The sequence below is a fragment of the Bradyrhizobium sp. CB1717 genome, assembly GCF_029714325.1.
In the GTDB taxonomy this organism is placed as follows: domain Bacteria; phylum Pseudomonadota; class Alphaproteobacteria; order Rhizobiales; family Xanthobacteraceae; genus Bradyrhizobium.
The window spans coordinates 4,332,179-4,351,520 of record NZ_CP121666.1; the positions used below are offsets into that span (position 1 = coordinate 4,332,179).

The following is a 19,342-nucleotide window of genomic DNA, read 5'->3' on the forward strand; positions in this document are numbered from 1 at the left end:
GGAGGGTGCGATGACGTCGGCTCGATTACCAGGCTTAGGCGCATCTGCTTCCGCTCACACCAAACTACTCGACGATCGCCGCTTCCGTGCGCTGTTGCCGGACGAGGATTGGGGCCGCCTGCCGCTCGCGACCTGGCGGCGCTTTTCCAAACGCGTCGCCGACGGCGACAGCGTGGTCTATGTCGGTGTCGTCGACGAGGTCGCCTTCAGCGAGGTCGGCTGGTGGTTCGCGCAGGCCGCACGGCTGATCGGCGGGCCATTGCCGACCGGCCGTGACATCGGCGTGCCCATGATCGTGACGGTCACCGAGGACGGCGCGACCGGCGGCCAGACCTGGACGCGCATATGCGCGCGCAAGCGCGGCTTTCCGCAGGTGATCCATTCCGCCAAACGCTTCGCCGGCCCGACCGGGCTCGAAGAATATGTCGGCTTCGGCGTCTCGATGGCGCTGCGCATTGCGGTCGAGGGACAGGCACTGACGTTCCGCAGCGCCGGTTACGGCCTCCAGCTCGGACGCCTCTGGATCCCGCTGCCGCAATGGCTCGCGCCGGGCGACCTCACGGTGACGCATTCCGATCTCGGCGAGGGCGCCTTCCGCTTCACGCTCGATGTCACTCACCCGCGTTACGGCGCGCTGATCCACCAGTCCGCCGTCTTCAGGGAGGCCGTATCATGACGCCGCTGTTGTGGACCCTCATCGCCATTCAGATCGTGATGGGCGTGTTCGACACCTTCTATCATCACGAATTCACCGAGCGCCTGGCGTGGCGCCCGTCGCAGCGCTTCGAATTGAAGCTGCACGGCATCCGCAACATGCTCTATGCGCTGCTGTTCCTGCTGCTTGGCTGGCTCGAGGTCTATGGCCTGCTGGCGCTCTTGATCGTCGCTGTGCTGGTCGCCGAGATCGTCATCACGCTGATGGATTTCGTCGAGGAGGATCTCAGCCGGAAGCTGCCGCCGAGCGAACGCATCAATCACACGCTGCTGGCGATCAACTACGGTGCCATTCTGGTGCTGCTGGTGCCCGTGCTGATCGCCTGGGCGATGCAGCCCGTCGGCGTGACCGTCGTCAATCAGGGCTTGCTCAGCATCGCCGCAACCGCCTGCGCGGTCGGCGCAGCGCTGTGCGGCGTCAGGGATTTTGCGGCGATGCGCCGGCTCGGCCGCATGCGAAGCGTACCGGCGGCCGGACTTGTGGAAATGCTTCCCGGCCGCAAGACCGTGCTGATATCAGGTGCCACCGGCTTCATCGGCAGCCGGCTCGCCGCGAGCCTCAGCGGGGCAGGGCATCACGTCATCGCGCTGATCCGTAATCCCGCGAAGGCCGAGATGCTGCCGCCGCCGGTGACGCTGATCACCAGCCTCGATCAGCTTCCCTCGGACGCGAAGATCGACGCCATCGTCAATCTCGCGGGCGAGCCGATCGGCAACGGCCTGTGGACCGAGGCGAAGCGCGCGAAGATTCTGGGATCACGCATCGACATGACCGGCGAAATTGTAAAACTGATCGCGCGGCTCGAGCGCAAGCCCGAGGTGCTGGTCAGCGGCTCCGCGATCGGATGGTACGGATTGTGGGCCGACCAGGTGCTGACGGAATCGGCCAAATCGCATGCCTGCTTCAGCCACGAGCTGTGCGCTGCCTGGGAGAAGGCGGCGCGGCTGGCGGAGGAGCTCGGCGTGCGCGTCGTGTACTTGCGCATCGGCCTCGTGCTCGGCACCGAAGGCGGTTTCATCACGCGTATGCTGACGCCGTTCGAGTTCGGCCTCGGCGGCCCGCTCGGCACCGGCCGGCAATGGATGTCCTGGATCGAGCGCGACGATCTGATCCGTCTGATCGCCTATGTCATGGCAACGCCCGATCTAGCAGGGCCCGTCAACGCCACCGCGCCGATCCCCGTCACCAACGCAAAGTTCACCGAAGAGCTCGGCCGCCGCCTGCATCGGCCCGCGGTGTTCCGCATTCCCGGTGGCCTGCTGCGCCGGATCGGCGGCGGTTTTGCCGACGAGCTCCTGCTGGGCGGCCAGCGCGTGCTGCCGAACAAGGCGCTGAGCCGTGGCTTCGTGTTCCGGCACGAGACGCTGCGCAGCGCGTTCGAGGCGATCTTGTGAGACTTCAGGCGGCCGCTACGCTCCGAAACGTCGCCGCCACCGCACGCAGTGCCGCGAGCTTGGCGGGATCGCTGACCTTCGAATGCAGCATTACCTTCGAGCTGCCGAGCTTCGGCAGCTTGTGCGCGGGCCCGATGTCGATCAGGCCGGGCGGCGCGATCCGTCGCGCCAGCGGCGCAATCGCAAGTCCGGCAAGCGCGGCTGCGACCACCGCCGTGACGCCGCCGCCGACGAAGCGTTCGCGCCAGGCGAGGCTGGCCTTGTCGAGTGCGCGCACGGCGACGGCGCGGACGCCGCAGGGCGGGGCGAGTGTTGCGAGCGGCAGCGGCTCACCTTTCGGCAGAGCGAAGCGGCGTGATGCAAACCAGCAAAACTCGTCCTCGGCCAGCTTTTCGCCGCCGCGGCGGCTGCCTTCCTGGCGCACGATCACGGCGTCCAGCTCGCCCGCGTCGTAAGCGTCCTGCATCTCGCGCGAGAAGCCGATGGTGACGGCGAGGGTGAGGTTTGACGACATCGCGTGCAGCCGTTCGAGCAGCGGCACCAGCTCGGGGCCGGCAGCGTGATCGGAGATGCCGAGCGAGAGCGACTGCGCGGCTGACGCCTCGCCCGACAGCGCCCGGTCATGCGCCTCCATCAGCGCACGGGCGCGATCGAGAAAGTCCGCGCCGTCGGCGGTGAGCCGGACCGCGCGCGGAGAACGTTCGACGAGGCGTTTGCCCAACAATGTCTCCAGCCGCTGCAGCTTGAGACTGACGGCCGCCTGCGTCGTGCCGAGCACTTCGGCCGCACGGGTAAAGCTCTGGAGGTCGGCGACCAGAAGGAACGCCTGGACGGTGGCGATGTCGAGTGTGGCTGTCATTATGAATCGTTATCACTGGTATCAGTAGAGATAAGATACCAAAATGACGGTGCAAGGTCTAGTTTCTCCCCAACGCCGCGCAAGTCGCGCAGCATATCGAGGAGAACGACCATGCCCCTGATCACTGTGTCCTACACCACCTCCCGCCAGTCGCCCTCGCTGAAGGCCGATATCGCGAACGCCGTGTCCGAGCTCACCGCCGAGATACTGCACAAGGATCCCAAGGTGACCGCGATCATCGTGAAGTCCGTCGATGCCGGCGACTGGTTCGCCGGCGGCAAGTCGCTCGGCGAGCAGAAGCTTGCCAGCTACTGGATCGACATCCACGTCACCGAGGGCACCAACACCAAGGACGAGAAGGCGGCCTATCTCGCCGCGATGTTCAAGCGCATGGCCGGGATTTTGGGTCCGCTGCATCCCGAGACCTATCTGCATGTCGACGAGGTCAAGGGCGACGCCTACGGCTTTGGCGGCCTGACCCAGGAGCGGCGCTACATCGCCGGCAAGCTCGATGTGTCGCTGAAGGCGGCGTGATGTTGCAGGCCGCGGGTGAACGATCTCACCCGCGGCCTGAAGCCATCAGCTCGCCGCGCGGAATCGCACTTCGGCGTTGTTGATGAAGCACGTCTTGTCGAACAGTGTCAGGTCCAGCGGGTTCGGCAAGCGGACATCGCCGAGGTCGGGACAGGACTTGACCGCTGGATCGTAGGACCGGTCGATCTGCGAGATGAAGACGACGATCAGCCCCTTGTCGCGGGCGAACGATTTCAGCGCGCGCACCTGAACGGTCAGATCGGGATTCTCCCGCCTCTGGTCGAGCAGTTGCAGATAGTCGATCACCACGAATGTGCCGCGCGGGGCCACGGCCATTTGCTTCACGATGTAATCGGCGTTGATCGCGTCCGAGCAATCGACCTCGAACAGCTTGTCGAACTGCGCCGGCTCCACGCCGATGGCCCGAAGACGGTCCAGAACATCCTTCTCGGTAAATTCCAGCGAGAAGAACGCGGCGCGATGGCCCGACTTCATGGCTTCGACGGCAATTTCGAGGCTCATCAGCGTCTTTCCCTGGCCGGGACGCGCCCCGACCAGCACCAGATCGCCCGGACGGAATTGCGGGAACAGCTTGCTCGCCGGCGTCAGTGCGACTGCTTTTGCCGCGAGCATGCTCCAGGCGGAAAAGCCTTCCGTCGCAGCGACGCGGTCAAGCGCGTCGTGGAGCGGAATGCTGGATTCGCGGGACAGGCGCTTCGCCTTGCGCTTCAGATGGTAGATGGGCGCAGACAGTTTCATCGTCAAAACCTCCCATTGCGAGCAGGAAACGCAATCCCTCCTTATGCCTGGCGCTCGAACAGTCGGCCGATGATCAACTCGCCCGGCATGAGGTCTGCTTTCCCGACGGAGGGGGGAGGCGTGGGCGGCACCTGAAACAAGCATAGCCGATTCCGCGACGAGCGGAGACCTCGCGCGGTCGGGCTCGAACAGGAAAATATCAGACGGCTGCTTCCGGCAGCAGCGCTTTGGTCGGCCCGAACAGCTGCTCGAACGCCTGGCGCAACGCGACGTCGACGTCGGCCATGGTCACGAGCTGGCCGAGATCGACCAGCGAGGTGACGCCGTAGCGGGGATCCGCCACGCCGCAGGGCACGATGCCGGCGAAATGCGACAGCTCCGGCTCGACGTTGATGGCGATGCCGTGGAACGACACCCACCGCTTCAGCCGGACACCGATCGCCGCGATCTTGTCCTCGCGCTCGGGCCCCTTGTCGGGCCGTTTCACCCAGACGCCGACCCGGTCCTCGCGCCGTTCGCCACGGACGTTGAAGGCGGCGAGCGTCTTCAGGATCAGCTCCTCCAGGCTCGCGACATAGGCCCGCACGTCCGGCCGGCGGCGCTTGAGGTCGAGCATGATGTAGGCCACCCGCTGGCCGGGCCCGTGATAGGTGAGCTGCCCGCCGCGGCCGGTGGCGAAGGTCGGGAATCGGGCATCGAGCAGGTCCGAATCCTTGCCTGAGGTGCCGGAGGTGTAGAGCGGGGGGTGCTCGAGCAGCCAGACCAGCTCCGGCGCCTCGCCCGCCGCAATCGCTGCAACGCGCGCCTCCATGGCGGCCACCGCGTCCGGATAGGGCACCGGCGCGTCCGAGATTCGCCACTCGACGGGCTCGCCGCCCGAGGCGGAAAACGACGTTAAATCGAGGTCTTGGCGCGGTTCTTGGCGGGGGTTTTGGGGCGAATTAACCATTGGCTAACCATAACGTGGTGATGATCTCGTGAGCAAATGAAGAGTCCCAAGTCCTAAGTTGCGGCGGTCCTGACAGTGCCCACTCTCGACAAAGTCACCGTGGATCTCATGGTCGTCCTCGGGACGACCACGATGCCGATCCATCAAGTATTACGTCTTTCCCGCGGCGCCATCATCGAGCTGGACGCAACCGAGGCCGACGAGGTCAAGGTGCTCGCCAATAATCTGCCGGTCGCCTCCGGCGTCGTGCTGGTCGACCGCAACCGAATCGCGGTCGAGGTCAAGCAGATGCTGCCGCGCTCGCCGGGGACCCGGTAGCAGCCCGGACACCCGAAAGGGCCGATCCGGGCAGGGATGGGGATTTTCCTGCCAAGCTTGTGGAATTCAGGGCCTTTGCAGGCTTGTATCCCCCTGATGGATTTGTTAGATCGGCGCCGCTGATCCGGCCAGCCTTCAAAGCCTCAGGCCGGTATCTCCTAGCGCTCGTGGCGGAACTGGTAGACGCGCTGCCTTGAGGTGGCAGTGGGTAACACCGTGGGGGTTCGAGTCCCTCCGAGCGCACCAAATGGCGGATCGCGCCGCTTGAGCCGGGGCAGCGGCCTGTTTCTGCCGAAATGCCCTCGCAGATGAAACCAATGATCTGATCACGAAAGTGGCGGCATCGGAGAGATGCCTCTGGGCGAAGCGACTCAACCAATCTGATTTGTGCCGAGATTGCCGCGGCAGCCTGGCGCGGCGGCGGTCCTCAATCGATTTTGTCGAAGTCGCTTTCGGGCGCCCAATCGGGATTGAGATAGTCGATCGCCACGATCGACGTGCTGCCGAATTTCGAATGATGGACGCGCTGCAGTTCCCGCCCGATGATTTGATCACGAAGGCTGGTCGATCGACACCTTCATATTGCGTTTCCATATTACTACACCCTATAATTGATTAACTCCGAGAGATGCGAAATATCGGTCGCTGGCTTCCGGGTCCGAATGCGGGCGGCTGGAGTCGAGCGCCTTTGCAAGGAGGGCAGCATGACGCTCAAGTCGGGATTCCAATTCGCGGAGGCGCAACTTCTGCTCGAGATGGCGCAGCATGCCTACGCCGGCACGCCATCGCTGACCGAAGTGGTGGCAACCTGCGGCGTGCCCCCCGTGCCCGATCCAAGCTCAAATTGGGCGATCCGCAAGGACCTCACCCCGACGAGTGCCACGCTGTTGGATAACTACTGGCAAGTCTGGCAGAACCAGAATGACACCACCCAATATGCGATCGCAGTGCGCGGCACGGTCGCAAGCGCAGCCAGCGTGTTGGCCGACTTGCTGTTCCCCCTGATCAACGCGCGCTTTGACGTGAAGCTCGGTCCGATCTCGTTGCCGTTCTACCTCGCCCGCGATGAGGGTGACAGTGCGGTGAAGGCCGGTGTCCATTCGGGCTTCGCTCTGAGTTTGCTGCTCATGCTGTTCACCACCGATAGCCCATTGTTCGTGACCTTGGGGCTGCTGGCGGAGCAGGGCAACGATGTCTACATCACCGGGCACAGCCAGGGGGCCTCGATCGCCACGCTGCTGACCTCGCTGGTCCGGCACTCGACGGTTGTTTTCAAGGGGCCGGCCTATAAGACCTACACCTTCGCGCCTGCCAAGGCCGGCAACGACCATTACGCATACGATTACGCGCGGCTTGCCGCCGTCGACGGATACGGTTGGGCCGTGACGTCGACGCAGGACTGGGTGCCGCAGGCGCCGTTTGCCCTGGAGTGGATATCAGACCTCAACACGCCAAATCCGCTGCGTGGGTTCGGCGGCGGTCTCAATCCTGAGGCAATGATCACACTCGGCAGCGTGGTCGCCGACGGTGAGAGCGCGGTCAATCGCGTTCACGACGATGCGGTGAGGCGGCTCAAGCAGCGGGTCGAGAGTCTTTCTCGGAGACTGACATCCGAGACGATCCATTTGAACGCCGCCGATCTCGGCGCGGCAACCGCCGCACCGATCACCGGATCGACGATCGCGGATATGATCCAGCAGATCCTTGACCAGCTTCAGGCCTCGCTGAACTATGCTGACGTCGGCTCGCTGCTGCCGCTATTCGCCAACCCGGGTGGCAACCCGACCGATGGGACGCCGGGATGCCAGAAGCTGGACTATTTCTGGCAGCACCACCTCGGCAACTACCTGAAATACATGAAGCAGCAGTATGGCGGCTGAGCCGGGAATGACGCCAAAGCTGAGCCAGCTGCGGGGATCACTCCTGCTTGCCTGGCCCACCCAGCTCTAAAGCGCGATGAGATTGGGATGAATCGTCATCGCGCTTTAGGTCATTGTTTGAGCATGATCTTTTCGGAAAACCGCTGCGCACTTTTCCGGATCATGCTCTAGCCGCTGCATTTGGGCATGAGGCTGTTCACATCCCGCACCAGATTGGGCATCACAGCCTCAGCCGGATGTTTGCCTGTCACCAGGCTCTCGGTGTGGTTCTTGATGACCTCGATGATCTTCAGGGAATTCCCTCCCGGAAATGATGCCCAGTCCGTCAGCACCGGCAGTTGCTGAATGCTGGTCGTGTGATTGGGGTTCTTGGCATAGAACGAGCCGAGCAGGTCGGACGACTTCACGGCGATCTCATTGCCGGGCATGTAACCGGTATAGTTCACCATCAGCGTCTGACCGCTCGGGCCGGTGACGAACTTCACGTACTCCCACGCAGCCTTCTGCCGCTCGGCGTCCTTGGCGAAGACCATGGCGACATTGCCGCCCGCCGGCAGCTTGCCCTCCGGCGCCGATAGCGGAAATGCGACGGTCTTGAAATCGAAGCGGTTGCCGATCTGGCGGTCCGCCGCAGCGACGTAGGATGTGGAATCGACGAGGATGGCGATACTACCCGCGACGAACGCCTGACGCGCCTGGCTGATACCGAGATTGGGCATTCCCGACTTGCCAAAAGATTCCAGGATCCTGAGGGCCCACATGCCGGCAGCATCATCGAAGGCAACCGTGCAGCCGTCGGCTTTCAATATACGTCCGCCGCGGCTGGTGATGAGCGACTGGAGCAGCCAGTTTCCGGTCTGGTCCCATTGATAGTAGAATCCGGTCACGCCGGCTCCGGCGATTGCCTGGATTTTCTGACCGACGGCGACAAGTTCGGGCCAGCTTCTGGGTAGATCGGCGGGGTCGAGGCCGGCCTTCTTCACGAGGTCGGCGTTCACGTACAGCACCGGGGTCGAGACCGCGAAGGGGAGGCCATAGAGCTTTCCCTTCCAGCGGCCGAGCGTCGCGAGTGTGGGGTAGTAGCCAAGCTTGTCGAGGCCACCATCCGCCGCCACGAAGGCATCTACCGGCGCGCCGAGGCCGCGATCCACGAACAAGCCGATCTGATTGATGCCGTTGAAGGCGACATCCGGCAGGCGACCGGTGATCTGGTCGCGTAGGATCTGCTGGGCCCCTTCTTCGTAACCGGCGACTGGATTGCGAAACTTCACCTTGATGTCGGGATGGGCCTCGGTGAAGCGCTTGGCCAGCTCCTGCTGAAGAGCATTGAAGGTCCCTGGCGTGGTATAAAGGACGTCCAGCGTGATCTCCTCGGCATGGGCGGGGGTGACCGCGCAAGCGGCCAGCAACGCGGCACCGACAACTCTCAACACGCGGCGCGGCAGCAGTTTGTCGATCATGACAATCTCCCTTGGTCACTTCATGGCGGTGGTTGCCAACCCGTCGATGAAACGGCGCTGGGCGAGAAGGAAGGCGAGCAGCAGCGGAGCGACGATGATCGTGGCGCCGGCCATCAGCGGCCCGAGGAATTGACCGGCCTCGTCATCGCGGAACAGGAGAATGCCGAGCGCCGGCGTCGAGATGTCCTCCGTCCGGACCGCGATGAGTGGCCAGAACAGGTCGTTCCAGTGGGCGACGACCGAGAACACCCCGAAAGCGGCAAGCGCCGGCGCGCTCATCGGCATCATGATGCGCCAGATGATCTCGAATTCGCCAAGCCCATCGAGACGGGCGGCGTGGATGATCTCGTCCGGGATGGATCGGAAGAACTGGCGCAGCAGGAAGATGCCGAAGGCCGAGATGATCCACGGAAGAATGAGAGCCGCATAAGTGTCGAGCAGCCCGAAGACATAGAGCAGGACAAAGTGGGGGATGGCCAGCGCCTGAGGCGGCAAGAGAAGCCCCACCAGCACAGCGGAAAACAGCGTGTCGCGGCCGCGGAAGCGCAGCTTGGCGAGCGCATAGGCACATGGCACACAAACCACGAGCTGAAGCACGAAGATCGTCGCGCAGACGAACACGCCATTGAGCAGGAAACGGAGCATCGGCGCCGCCGTCAGCGCAACGCGATAATTCTCGATCCCCTGGAAGGTCTTCGGCCAGAGATGGAAGTCGGGTTGAAAGATCTCGTCGGGCGGTTTCAGCGACAAGCTGATCATCCACACGAAAGGCAGCAGCGCGAAGGTTGCGGAAACGACCAGCAAGGCATGGCGCGCGATGCGTCCTGCAAGCTGGTATCCGGGACGGTGCGCGCTCATGAATAGTGCACTCGGCGCTCGATGAACCGCGCCTGTGCGAGCGTGAGGGCGATCACGATGGCAAGGTAAACGACTGTGAGAGCCGCTCCGTAGCCCGTGCGCAGATAGTCGAAGCTTTCGGAATAGAGCCGATTCAAAAGAACTTCCGAGGCGTAGTTCGGGCCGCCCTGGGTGAGCACGCGCACACTATCGAACACCTCGAAGGCACGGCTTGCGGAGAGGATGATGACGAACATGGTGACCGGCCCCAACATGGGGAGAGTGACAATGCGCAGCCGATCAACGAGGCCGTCCGCGCCGTCGACTGCGGCGGCGTCGTAGAGCTGCTGAGGCACCGCCTTCAGGCCGGAGACGAACAGCACCATGGCGAAGCCGAAACCCTGCCAAATGCCGATGAGGGCGAGGGCGAGGAGCGCGGTGCGCTCGTCCCGCAGCCAATTGACCCCGGTCACGCCGAACGCGGCGAGCGCCCGGTTGACGAGGCCGATGCTGGGATGGAGCATGGTGCCCCACACAACAGCCATGGCCGACATGGTGGACATGACCGGCAGGAAGTGCGCCGCGCCATAGAAGCCGCGCAGGCCAGGGCTCGCCTCGATGAGCAGAGCTGCGGCAAGGCCAAGTCCCACCGTTCCGGGCACGACGATCGCCACATAGAGACACGTGTTGATCAGGGCCTTCCAAAACGGAGGGTCCGCCCACAACGCAGCAAAATTCTCGGTACCGATGAAACGGAACGTCGTGGCACCCAGTTGCCAGTCGGTGAACGAGAACAGGATCACTGCCGCAGCGGGGCCAAAGAGCAGGCAGATGAGCAGGATCGACGCCGGGGAGACTGCAAGCCAGCCAATAGCGGCCTCCTGAGTGCGATGCCGACGACGGACAACCGCGCGGATGGGGGTTTGGATTGGAGGTGTCAGGCTCATGCTGCCGCCACCCGCTCGATAACGCCGCAACGCCTGCCGGCCTCGTCGAACTGCATCAGCCGCGCGGCGTCGATCCTGAGCCCGACCGTGCAGCCGAGCGAAAAGCGCCGTTCGTCGGGCGCGGTGCGGACCACGACGGTTTCCGGGCCGTCGCGCAGCGCGACATGCACGAAGATGTCGGAACCGAGATTTTCAAGATTCGTCACAGTGCCGTTGGGCAGCTCATCGGCCGGCGCGGTCAGGACCGCCGCTTCGGGACGAAATGCGAGACGCCTGGTCTGGGGCGCGAGCGCTGCCGACAGAACTGATCGATTGTCCGTCCAGTGAGCGCGCGTGACGATGTTGATCTTCGGGCTGCCGATCATCTCGGCCACTCTGAGATCCTGGGGGTCGCGATAGAGTTCTTCCGGAGGGCCGACCTGGAGCAGCTCGCCGGCCATCATCACGGCGACGCGGTTCGCCATCGTCATGGCCTCCGACTGGTCGTGCGTGACATAGACGAAGGTCACGCCGAGGCGGCGGTGAAGCGAGGTGATTTCCGTCCGCATCTGCACACGGAGCCTGGCATCGAGATTGGATAGCGGCTCGTCCATCAGGAAGACGGTGGGGCGCCGCACCATCGCTCGCCCGAGGGCGACCCGCTGGCGTTGCCCGCCGGAAAGCTGGCCTGGCTTGCGGTGGAGCAGATGAGCGACGTCGAGCATGACGGCGGCCTGCTCCACCTCCACGCGAATGCTCCGTTCGATGCCGGCGCGGCCGGGCACGAGCAGGCCGATCAGCGGCAGGCGCTGTACGAAAGAGAGCTGCCGCGTGCGCAATGGCAGCGCGATGTTGTCGAATACGCTGAGATGGGGATAGAGCGCATACGACTGGAACACCATCGCGACATCCCGGTCCTTTGGACGAGCTCCGTCCACGGGTCGGCCGCCCACGCTCACCTCGCCGGCGTCTTGATCCTCGAGCCCCGCGATGATCCGAAGTAAGGTCGATTTGCCGCAGCCAGACGGTCCCACCAGGGTCAGGAATTCCCCGTCTTTGATTTTCAGGGAGACGCCCTTCAGGACCGGTGTCTCGCCATAGCGCTTCTCGATGCCGCGCAGCTCGATCTCAGCCACGGCTGCCTCGCTGGAGCGCGTTGCCGTCCGTGCCGGCGTCGGGCAGACCTAGATGAGCAAGAATAGTAGACGCGATGTCGATGACCGAGCTTGCCTCGGAGCGGACCGCTCCGGCCGAGAAGCCCGGACCTGAGATCATGAGGAAGGGAGACTGCTCCGCAGCGCCGAGCCCACCGTGCTGACCTGCGCCGATGACGTCTTCCTTGCCTTCGGAACGCTTGGCAGCAAAGCTTGTCCCAACAACGCCGAAACCATTGGGAGCCTCGGTCGCGCGCATGGCGACGGCGCAGGCGAGCCCGTTATCGGTGGATTGGCCAACACGATGCAGCTCGGCCCTGGGCAGGACGGCGCCGGTCCAGTCCTTGCCGGTCAGAAAGCTGGTGATTGTCGCCTCGCGGCCAGCAGCGTCAGGGTGAAGATAGATAAGTGCCGAAGTGCCGTTGGAGGCGACCACCACGTCGTCGGAATCGAGACTTTGCTTGAGGCCCGCGGCGACCAGCTCAGCCTCGATGTGGATGACGCCGCTCACTACCTGATGGCCGTGGTCGGATCCAAGCAGGAAGAGCACATCATCGCCGTCGGGCAGGTGCGCCACTGCATCCATGACGCGTTTCGCGTTCAGATCGGCTTCCTTCAGGACGGTGAGATGTTCGGGTGAGCCCAGCGGCAGTGCGTGCTGCGATGCGTCGGGTTCGCCCAGCCACATCAGAGCGAATGCGGGAGGCCCCGCGGCCAGCACCGCCTCCGCAATGAAGCGTTCGGTCATGGCCCGATCGCCGGCCACGTCCAGGGTCACGCGAAGCTGTTCGGCTTCGGGCAAGGGAATGCGGCCTCGCCCAAACGAGCCGGCGCGATGATAGATGCGTCCGTGGCCGTCGGGATCGTGAGCATAGGCCGCTCCCGGAGACACGTTGCTGTAGATCACTGCGCCACCATGCTCACGCAGGCGCTCGGCAAGCGTCGGAACGGCAAGGCTGCGTCCGGTGATCCGCCTCTTGTGCTGGAGAAAATCCGGCCGACCTGCGTCGTGACGCACAAGACGGTCGTCCTCAACGAGGACCATGGTGTTGCCCTGGAGACCGTGGCGAGCCGGCAGGCAGCCGGTGGCAAGACTTGCCGAAACCACGCGCGTGCATGAAGGAAAGACTGTGCTGTGGGCCGAGAATTGCTCGGCGCGTGCCGCGAACGCGGCCAGATGCGGCGTGGTCTCGGGGGCGACGAAGTCGCGGCGCAGGCCGTCAAGGACAACGAGGATGGCGCGGCGCATGTTCACGCGTCCACGTCGTTGAGCGGCACGAGGGGACGCGTGCGCTGCCGCCATGTCGGCCAGCCGGTGCGACCACTCTTCAGCCGACATTTCGCCGTTTCCGGACGCCCAAGCCGTCGGCCGGATTTCCGGCCTGTGTTGTCGGAAGGCCGGGTCAGTTCACCACGCTGCATGTCGTTCCATCGTGCCTGAGAGGAGGGCTTCTCTTGGACTCCTAACGACGACGGGCGACGCTTTTGTGACAATGCGGGTACATTTGTGCCGTGCGCGGAATTGCGATATGGATCGCGCAACAGGGAGCCTGGACGTGCTGGACCGAGCGAACAAACAGGAAAGCGAGAACGCCGCGGAGTTTGCGCTCATGGCGCGGGTCTGCTGGCACTACTTCAAGGAGGGACAAACCCAGGATGCGATCGCCCAGCACCTTCAGGTGACCCGCAAGCGTGTGAACCGACTTCTCGCCGAGGCGCGGGACACGGGGTTCGTGCAGATCACCATCAACAGTGCGGTGAGCGCTTTTGGGGCGCTCGAAAGCGGCCTGGTGGGGAAATTTGGCTTGCGTCGCGCGATCGTCGTGCCATCGCCAATCGACGGAGGAGATGCCCGGCCCATCGTGGGCGCAGCGGCCGGCCACTATGTGTCCGAGCATTTGCCGGAGCCGGGCACCCTCGGCATCAATTGGGGCGGCACCATCAATGCGGCGGCGCAAAATCTGCGGCGGCGGCCTGGCGGCGGCAATCGCGTCGTACTCTTGTGCGGCGGGCTCGCAGAGAGCACCCGCATCAACCCCTACGACAATGCTGCAATGGTGGCGCGGGCTCTGGATGCGGTGTGCTACTACGTGACCGCGCCGATGTTCGCCGACACCGCCTCGCTCAGGGATGCGTTCGTTGCCAGCGAGCCGGTGCAGACTGTGCTGGCAATGGTTCCCCATCTCGACATGGCGCTGCTCGCAGCCGTCGATTTGTCCGAGACCTCGAAAGCGCTGGAGTACGGCCTCATTGATCAAAATGTTTGGCGATCGCTTCTGGATGCGGGTGCGGTCGGCGACATTTGCGGACACTATCTCGATGCGGAGGGCCGATTGATCGGCCATGATCTGGCAGCGCGCGTCGTCAATCCTCCGCTCAAAGAACTTCTCAAAATCCCTCAGATCGTGCTGGCGGCCGGCGGCCTCCAGAAGCTCGCCATCATCCGCGCCGGAATCCGTGCCAAGCTCTGTCACGTTCTGATCACCGACGAGCAAGTCGCTCGAGCGCTGCTCGAAACATAATGCTGGCTCGCAGGTCAGTTTTTCATTTCGACCACCTTCATATCCGTGCGACGCCCTAACAGAGCGGCTGCCACATCTCGATATCGCGATCACGTGCGAGCAATGTGGGAAGCGCCTCATGCCAGGCGTCTCGATAGGGTCGCTTGATCTGGACGTTCACGACCTCGTCATGGCTCTCCCAGGTCTCGTAGAGCATGAAGCGATTTTCGGACGCCGGATCGCGATGCAGGACCGCCTGATGAAACGTCGGCTCGTGTCTCATCGCGTCGAGCACCGCCCCGAGCAGTCGCAGAAAATTCGTGCGCTGCTCGGGAACGACGTCAAATTTGATGACATAGGTGACGGGCATGGTGCTTCTCCTCGGCTGTGTTCGGCGGCGACGGACCGGCGTATCGGGCCTGCCCGGGAAGAGTGCTTCATGCGACCGCGCTCGGTCGATTACCTCGCAGGTCAAGAACACGCTGACATGCGGCGCGAATTGACCTCGGACGAAGTTACGGCGGACGTAGGTGATGATCGCGGCCCGCAGCCCGGTTCATCACGCGCTTGGAACCGCGAGCCGCACCTCAAGGTCCTGCCTCGGCACGGCGATGAACCATTGCCTCGAGACCGGCGGCAAGCACGTCGAGCCCAACCATTTCCGCCTGATGATGGCCTGCGCCGAAATGTGCCGGACGGCCGCGCATTTCATGCTGATCAACACGCCGCATCACCGGCATACTTGCGGCGAATGCGCCGAGATCTGCAGCGAATGCGTCGCGATGTGCCGCTCCTGCGCCCAATCCTGCCGCGCGATGGCAGCCTGAGGCGATGCCCATGCTGGAAGAGAAGCTCACGGAAGCCATCATCGGCGAACTGGAACGCCAGGCGGCTGACCGGCCGCAAGCGCTGAAGCTCCAGGGCGCGAGCGAGGCGAACCGCTCGGAAGAGCTGGTCGTCAACGGCAAGATCGATCTTGCCGCTTTGGTCATGGTGATCGCGGGATCAGTCGCGGGCGGACCCTAGCTCGCGCGGTCGGCCGCCCTCAGCCGTATTCCTCGCCGATTCGCTTGCCGTCACGCGCTCCGTGCTGAGCGCCGCAGTGACTGCGGCGGGTGGCCGAAGGCCCGGATGAAGGCGCGGCGCATCCGCTCGGGATCGCGAAAGCCGGTGGATTGCGCGACGCGCTCGATCGCCTCGCCGGAGGACTGCACCCGCTCGCGCGCCACCTCGACCCGCAGGCGCTCGACGGCCTTGGTCGGCGTCGATCCGGTTTCGGCGATGAAGGAGCGCACGAAATGCCGCGCGCTCAATCCCGCGCGCTCCGCAAGCGCATCGACGGTGAGCTGCGCGTCGAGATTTTCCCGCACCCAGGACAGCAGGCTGGCGAAGCGGCCGTTCGGCGTCTTGAGTTCGAGCAAGGTCGAGAACTGTGACTGCCCGCCGCCGCGGCGCTGATAGAGCACGAGCTGTCGCGCGGCGGCTTGCGAGATGTCCTCGCCGTGATCCTCGGCGATCATGGCGAGTGCGAGATCAATTCCGGCGGTGATGCCCGCCGACGTCCACACATGACCGTCGCGGGTGAAGATCTGGTCCGGCTCGAGCCGGATCTTCGGGTAGCGTCCGGTGAAGTCGCGCGTGCAGGACCAGTGCGTGGTTGCACAGCGGCCGTCCAGCAGTCCTGCTTCGGCGAGCAGATAGGCGCCGGAGCAGACGCTGGCCATGCGCACCCCACGCCGCGCCAGTCTCTGGATGAAGGCGATCGTCGTCTTGCAGCGCGCCGCGGCCTCAACGCCTTCGCCGCCTGCGACGAACAGCGTCGTGACCCCGCTGGCCGATCGCAGGCTGTGCGCCAGCATCTCGGTGCCCGACGAGCTGCGCACCGCGCCGGCCTTGGCCGCGACCGTGATCACGCGCGGTGCATGCGGCACATGGCGTCTTGCGATCTCGAACACCGAGATCGGACCCGCCGCGTCCAGCAACTGGAATTCGGGAAAGATCAGGAAGCCGATCATGGACGCGTCCAAAAATGAGGGAATTACGCCGTTTCCGATCTCAAGGCCAACATGGCAGGCTGCCATCGTCAAGCGCGATGTCGAGGTTGGTCATGTCGGGTCCGTTGCAGATCGGTCTTCTGGTTTTTCCCCGCGTCACCCAGCTCGATCTCACCGGTCCGGCGCAGGTCTTCTCCAGCCTGCCCGACGTGAATGTGCATCTGATCTGGAAGCGGATCGAATCGGTGCCGAGCGATTCAGTCATCCTGCTGACGCCGACCGTCACCTTTGCCGATTGTCCGCAGCTCGACGTGATCTGTGTACCCGGGGGGTATGGCACCGACGAGCTGATGCTCGACGAGGAGGTCCTCGCGTTCCTGCGCGAGCAGGAGAGGGGCGCCAGATACGTCACGTCGGTCTGCACCGGCTCGCTCGTGCTGGGTGCCGCCGGCCTGTTGCAGGGATATCGCGCGGCGACGCACTGGACGGCCGTCGATGCCCTGCCGTTCTTCGGCGCCTCGATCTCGCGGGAGCGGGTGTGCATCGATCGCAATCGCATCACAGGCGGCGGCATCACGGCGGGAATCGATTTCGCGCTCACGCTGGTCTCGATGCTCCGGGGCCGCGCCGCCGCCGAGATGATCCAGCTCCGCATGGAATACAATCCCGCGCCACCGTTTGAGGCCGGCTCGCCGGATACGGCGCCGGCCGCGATCGTCGCGGCGATGCAGGAGCGCGTGGCGCCGTCGCAGGCGCGGCGGCTGGAGTTCGTCAGGAAGGCCGTGGGTCAACGGGGATAGCGCAGGTCATCGCCGACAAGCGTCGCGATGCTGAAACGGAGGGGGCAATGGCGCCTTGTCGTGTTGGAGAGTTGCGGTTGTGGCAGCGGCGGCTTTGCCGGTTGAGCCTGGCTCTTGTCCTGGCGCTGGGGCCGCTCGCGCTGATTGCGCGAAGCGCGGCCGCCGAGTTCTCCGGCGGGCTGATCAGGATCGGCATCGTCAGGCCGGACCGTTGTCGGACCTCGCCGGACCCGGCTCGGTCGTCGCCGCAAGGCTGGCCGTCGAGGATTTCCAGAAGACGTCGCCGGGGCTGAAGGTCGACATCGTCATTGCCGATCATCAGAACAAGCCTGATATCGGCGCCCAGGTGGTGCGCAAATGGTTCGACGTTGACGGCGTCGACATGGTGGCCGACGTCGGCAACTCGGCGGTGGCGCTCGCGATCCAGTCGATCGCGCGCGACAAGAACAGGATCGTCATCTATTCGGCGGTCGGGACCACCGATATCGGCGGCAAGCAATGTTCGCGCACTGGCCTGATGTGGCTGCACGACAACTACAACCTGGTCGCAGGATCCGTTCGCAGGCTGGTGTCGCAGGGCTACGACAGCTGGTTCTTCATCGCGGCCGATTATGCGTTCGGGCGCAACATGGTGGAGGTGTCGCAGCGCGTGCTGGCTGCGGCCGGCGCCAAATCGCTCGGCGCGGTCTTTCACCCGCTCGGCAATGCCGACTACAGCTCGTTCCTGCTGCAGGCCCAGGCCTCGAAGGCGAAGGTCGTCGCCTTCGCCAATGCCGGCGAGCAGCTTGTGACCTCGATGAAGCAGTGGAACGAGTTCGGAATGACGACGGGGCCGCAGAAGCCGGTCGCCGAGCTGATGTTCCTGACCGACGTCCACGCCATGGGCGTCGAAACGGCGAAGGGACTGACCACGGTCACGGCCTGGTACTGGAATCTGAATGAGGAGACGCGCGCCTTCGCCGAGCGGTTCTTCAAGCTGCACAAGGCGATGCCGACCGCGCCACAGGCCGCCGTCTATTCCGCCGTGCTGCAATATCTAAAGGCCGTAGCTGCGGCCGGAACGGACGAGACGAACGCCGTGCTGGAGAAGATGCGCGCGATACCGGTGGACGACTTCTATGCCCGGGGAGCGCGGCTGCGCGCCGACAACAAGCTCGTGCACGATTTCTATCTGGTCGAGGTCAAGCAGCCCGCGGACGTCAAAACCCCCTGGGACTACTACAAGGTCGTCGAGAAGATACCGGCCGAGGACGCCTATCTTCCCCTGAGCCAAAGCGAATGCCCGCTGCTCGAGGTGTCGGGAAACTAGCGGCGGCCGGAGGCCGGCGAGGGAGCCGGTGGCGAATGCCCCTCAGCCGTATTCCTCGCCGATGCCGTATTCCTTGTAGATCTCCAGCGGATCCATATCCGGAAACAGGCGGCATTTGGCCTGGGCGAGGTGCAGGCTCACCGCTGCCGGCTCCTTGCCGTTCGCGAGCATCTTGCGGATGTCCTCCATATGCGCGCTCGGCTGGTGCTTCGGCGCGAGCTGCTCCAGCGCGACCAGCGCGGTCGCGAGGGCCTCGGTCAGAACCCATTCGTCGTGGCCCGTGATTCCCTTCTTCGGCATCGGCAGACCCCAGATATGGCGGCGCTGCCCAGTCTAACGCGACTTCCGCCAAATCGCCATTGAGCCGTCGCGGACGGCCCGCTTCCGGCAGGCGGTCCTTGCAATATGGCGGCTCGTGGCAAAAAGGCGGCAAGTTGCAGGACCGTGGTATCTTTGTTGAAACAATCTTGGCGTAGACGGGCGTCTGCACGCGATCCAGTCCGGTAGTTCCGGTCTGGGTCCGCTGATCCCGTACCCGCACACGATCCGGTTGCGCACCCTCAAGGCTCAAGCCAGCATGGTCTTTCTCAGCTTCGTCTACCGCTTCGTCACCAACTTCGCGTTCATGGCGGTGGTCTATTTCAGCCTGAATTTCATGGAGAAGTATCCGAACCGGGCGATCCTCGCGATCCTGGTGCTGGTCTATGCCGGCATGCGTGCCGCCTCGACGCTGCGTGCGTTCTACTTCTTCCAGAAGATCGAGAAGCTGGAGGCCGAGACGAAGCGGCTTCAGGCCCCGATCAACGACGGCTCGGGCGGAACCAATGCGCGCAAGCAGGTCGTTGCCGACGTCGCCCGGCTGCGCCGCGACGGCGAGCTCAAGTCCTATATGGACCTGTTCTTCCTGGCGCTGATAGTGCTGCTCTGCGTCGCCGCGATCATGCGGCAATAGC

The 19,342-nt window shown here is 64.2% G+C and carries 21 protein-coding genes, 1 tRNA gene and 1 pseudogene; 12 read left to right on the top strand and 11 right to left on the bottom strand.

All coding sequences use genetic code 11. The annotated features are described in order from the left end of the window. Positions 1 to 10 precede the first annotated feature (10 nt). Both QA649_RS20605 and QA649_RS20610 read left to right on the top strand, forming a co-directional pair. Positions 11 to 676: a DUF4166 domain-containing protein gene (locus QA649_RS20605; protein ID WP_283025771.1), complete on the top strand. Its 666-nt coding sequence runs from the start codon at positions 11 to 13 to the stop codon at positions 674 to 676. After that, complete coding sequence (locus QA649_RS20610; RefSeq protein WP_283025772.1) at positions 673 to 2,109, top strand: TIGR01777 family oxidoreductase; 1,437 nt, start codon at positions 673 to 675, stop codon at positions 2,107 to 2,109. Before QA649_RS20605 ends, QA649_RS20610 begins: the two co-directional genes overlap by 4 nt. 4 nt (positions 2,110 to 2,113) lie before the next feature. On the opposite strand, the gene QA649_RS20615 is transcribed toward QA649_RS20610, so the two are convergent. Next, positions 2,114 to 2,968, bottom strand: coding sequence for a LysR substrate-binding domain-containing protein (locus QA649_RS20615; RefSeq protein ID WP_283025773.1), 855 nt, complete (start codon positions 2,966 to 2,968; stop codon positions 2,114 to 2,116). A 111-nt stretch (positions 2,969 to 3,079) separates the two neighbouring features. Here QA649_RS20615 and QA649_RS20620 point away from each other — a divergent pair, with 111 nt between their 5' ends. Then, complete coding sequence (locus QA649_RS20620) at positions 3,080 to 3,502, top strand: 4-oxalocrotonate tautomerase family protein (protein WP_283025774.1); 423 nt, start codon at positions 3,080 to 3,082, stop codon at positions 3,500 to 3,502. A 45-nt stretch (positions 3,503 to 3,547) separates the two neighbouring features. Here QA649_RS20620 and QA649_RS20625 read toward each other — a convergent pair whose 3' ends face one another. Beyond that, positions 3,548 to 4,261: a DNA helicase gene (locus tag QA649_RS20625; protein WP_283025775.1), complete on the bottom strand. Its 714-nt coding sequence runs from the start codon at positions 4,259 to 4,261 to the stop codon at positions 3,548 to 3,550. 199 nt (positions 4,262 to 4,460) lie between these two features. Further along, positions 4,461 to 5,210, bottom strand: coding sequence for a lipoyl(octanoyl) transferase LipB (lipB, locus tag QA649_RS20630; protein ID WP_283025776.1), 750 nt, complete (start codon positions 5,208 to 5,210; stop codon positions 4,461 to 4,463). 75 nt (positions 5,211 to 5,285) lie between these two features. Here lipB and QA649_RS20635 point away from each other — a divergent pair, with 75 nt between their 5' ends. From QA649_RS20635 to QA649_RS20645, 3 genes are all read left to right on the top strand, one after another. Beyond that, entirely contained in the window at positions 5,286 to 5,528 is a 243-nt protein-coding gene (locus QA649_RS20635) for a FliM/FliN family flagellar motor switch protein (RefSeq protein ID WP_018647371.1), read from the top strand. 161 nt (positions 5,529 to 5,689) lie between these two features. Next, a tRNA-Leu gene (locus QA649_RS20640) sits at positions 5,690 to 5,774 on the top strand. Between the two features lie 458 nt (positions 5,775 to 6,232). Next, entirely contained in the window at positions 6,233 to 7,408 is a 1,176-nt protein-coding gene (locus QA649_RS20645) for a hypothetical protein (protein ID WP_283025777.1), read from the top strand. A 167-nt stretch (positions 7,409 to 7,575) separates the two neighbouring features. Here QA649_RS20645 and QA649_RS20650 read toward each other — a convergent pair whose 3' ends face one another. The 5 genes from QA649_RS20650 to QA649_RS20670 are packed head-to-tail and all read right to left on the bottom strand — an operon-like array spanning position 7,576 to position 13,034. After that, positions 7,576 to 8,868, bottom strand: coding sequence for an ABC transporter substrate-binding protein (locus QA649_RS20650; protein ID WP_283025778.1), 1,293 nt, complete (start codon positions 8,866 to 8,868; stop codon positions 7,576 to 7,578). 15 nt (positions 8,869 to 8,883) lie between these two features. Further along, positions 8,884 to 9,726, bottom strand: a complete 843-nt coding sequence (locus QA649_RS20655) for a carbohydrate ABC transporter permease (RefSeq protein WP_283025779.1) — start codon at positions 9,724 to 9,726, stop codon at positions 8,884 to 8,886. Further along, the gene (locus QA649_RS20660; RefSeq protein ID WP_283025780.1) at positions 9,723 to 10,652 is read right to left on the bottom strand and encodes a sugar ABC transporter permease; all 930 of its coding nucleotides are present in this window, start codon (positions 10,650 to 10,652) and stop codon (positions 9,723 to 9,725) included. Before QA649_RS20660 ends, QA649_RS20655 begins: the two co-directional genes overlap by 4 nt. Further along, the gene (locus tag QA649_RS20665) at positions 10,649 to 11,767 is read right to left on the bottom strand and encodes an ABC transporter ATP-binding protein (RefSeq protein WP_283025781.1); all 1,119 of its coding nucleotides are present in this window, start codon (positions 11,765 to 11,767) and stop codon (positions 10,649 to 10,651) included. Before QA649_RS20665 ends, QA649_RS20660 begins: the two co-directional genes overlap by 4 nt. Next, positions 11,760 to 13,034, bottom strand: coding sequence for an alkaline phosphatase family protein (locus tag QA649_RS20670; protein ID WP_283025782.1), 1,275 nt, complete (start codon positions 13,032 to 13,034; stop codon positions 11,760 to 11,762). Before QA649_RS20670 ends, QA649_RS20665 begins: the two co-directional genes overlap by 8 nt. 280 nt (positions 13,035 to 13,314) lie before the next feature. On the opposite strand from QA649_RS20670, the gene QA649_RS20675 reads away from it, so the two are divergent. Continuing rightward, positions 13,315 to 14,307, top strand: coding sequence for a sugar-binding domain-containing protein (locus tag QA649_RS20675; RefSeq protein ID WP_283025783.1), 993 nt, complete (start codon positions 13,315 to 13,317; stop codon positions 14,305 to 14,307). A gap of 58 nt (positions 14,308 to 14,365) precedes the next feature. On the opposite strand, the pseudogene QA649_RS20680 reads toward QA649_RS20675, so the two are convergent. Then, positions 14,366 to 14,656 (bottom strand): annotated as a pseudogene (locus tag QA649_RS20680) (putative quinol monooxygenase); the annotation flags it as partial. A 163-nt stretch (positions 14,657 to 14,819) separates the two neighbouring features. On the opposite strand from QA649_RS20680, the gene QA649_RS20685 reads away from it, so the two are divergent. Beyond that, positions 14,820 to 15,113: a four-helix bundle copper-binding protein gene (locus QA649_RS20685; RefSeq protein ID WP_283025785.1), complete on the top strand. Its 294-nt coding sequence runs from the start codon at positions 14,820 to 14,822 to the stop codon at positions 15,111 to 15,113. Positions 15,114 to 15,123: 10 nt separating this feature from the next. Next, entirely contained in the window at positions 15,124 to 15,312 is a 189-nt protein-coding gene (locus QA649_RS20690) for a hypothetical protein (RefSeq protein WP_283025786.1), read from the top strand. Positions 15,313 to 15,362: 50 nt separating this feature from the next. On the opposite strand, the gene QA649_RS20695 is transcribed toward QA649_RS20690, so the two are convergent. Then, a complete protein-coding gene (locus tag QA649_RS20695) occupies positions 15,363 to 16,301 on the bottom strand; it encodes a GlxA family transcriptional regulator (protein WP_283025787.1) in 939 nt (312 codons plus the stop codon). Positions 16,302 to 16,393: 92 nt separating this feature from the next. On the opposite strand from QA649_RS20695, the gene QA649_RS20700 reads away from it, so the two are divergent. Together QA649_RS20700 and QA649_RS20705 are read left to right on the top strand one after the other, a co-directional pair. Next, positions 16,394 to 17,080 (top strand): DJ-1/PfpI family protein, encoded by a 687-nt coding sequence (locus QA649_RS20700; RefSeq protein ID WP_283025788.1) that lies wholly within the window; start codon positions 16,394 to 16,396, stop codon positions 17,078 to 17,080. 211 nt (positions 17,081 to 17,291) lie between these two features. Next, positions 17,292 to 18,389, top strand: a complete 1,098-nt coding sequence (locus QA649_RS20705; protein WP_283025789.1) for an ABC transporter substrate-binding protein — start codon at positions 17,292 to 17,294, stop codon at positions 18,387 to 18,389. 42 nt (positions 18,390 to 18,431) lie between these two features. On the opposite strand, the gene QA649_RS20710 is transcribed toward QA649_RS20705, so the two are convergent. Next, positions 18,432 to 18,689, bottom strand: a complete 258-nt coding sequence (locus QA649_RS20710) for a hypothetical protein (RefSeq protein ID WP_283025790.1) — start codon at positions 18,687 to 18,689, stop codon at positions 18,432 to 18,434. 277 nt (positions 18,690 to 18,966) lie between these two features. On the opposite strand from QA649_RS20710, the gene QA649_RS20715 reads away from it, so the two are divergent. After that, positions 18,967 to 19,341 (top strand): hypothetical protein, encoded by a 375-nt coding sequence (locus QA649_RS20715; RefSeq protein ID WP_211413928.1) that lies wholly within the window; start codon positions 18,967 to 18,969, stop codon positions 19,339 to 19,341. Position 19,342: the final 1 nt, after the last annotated feature.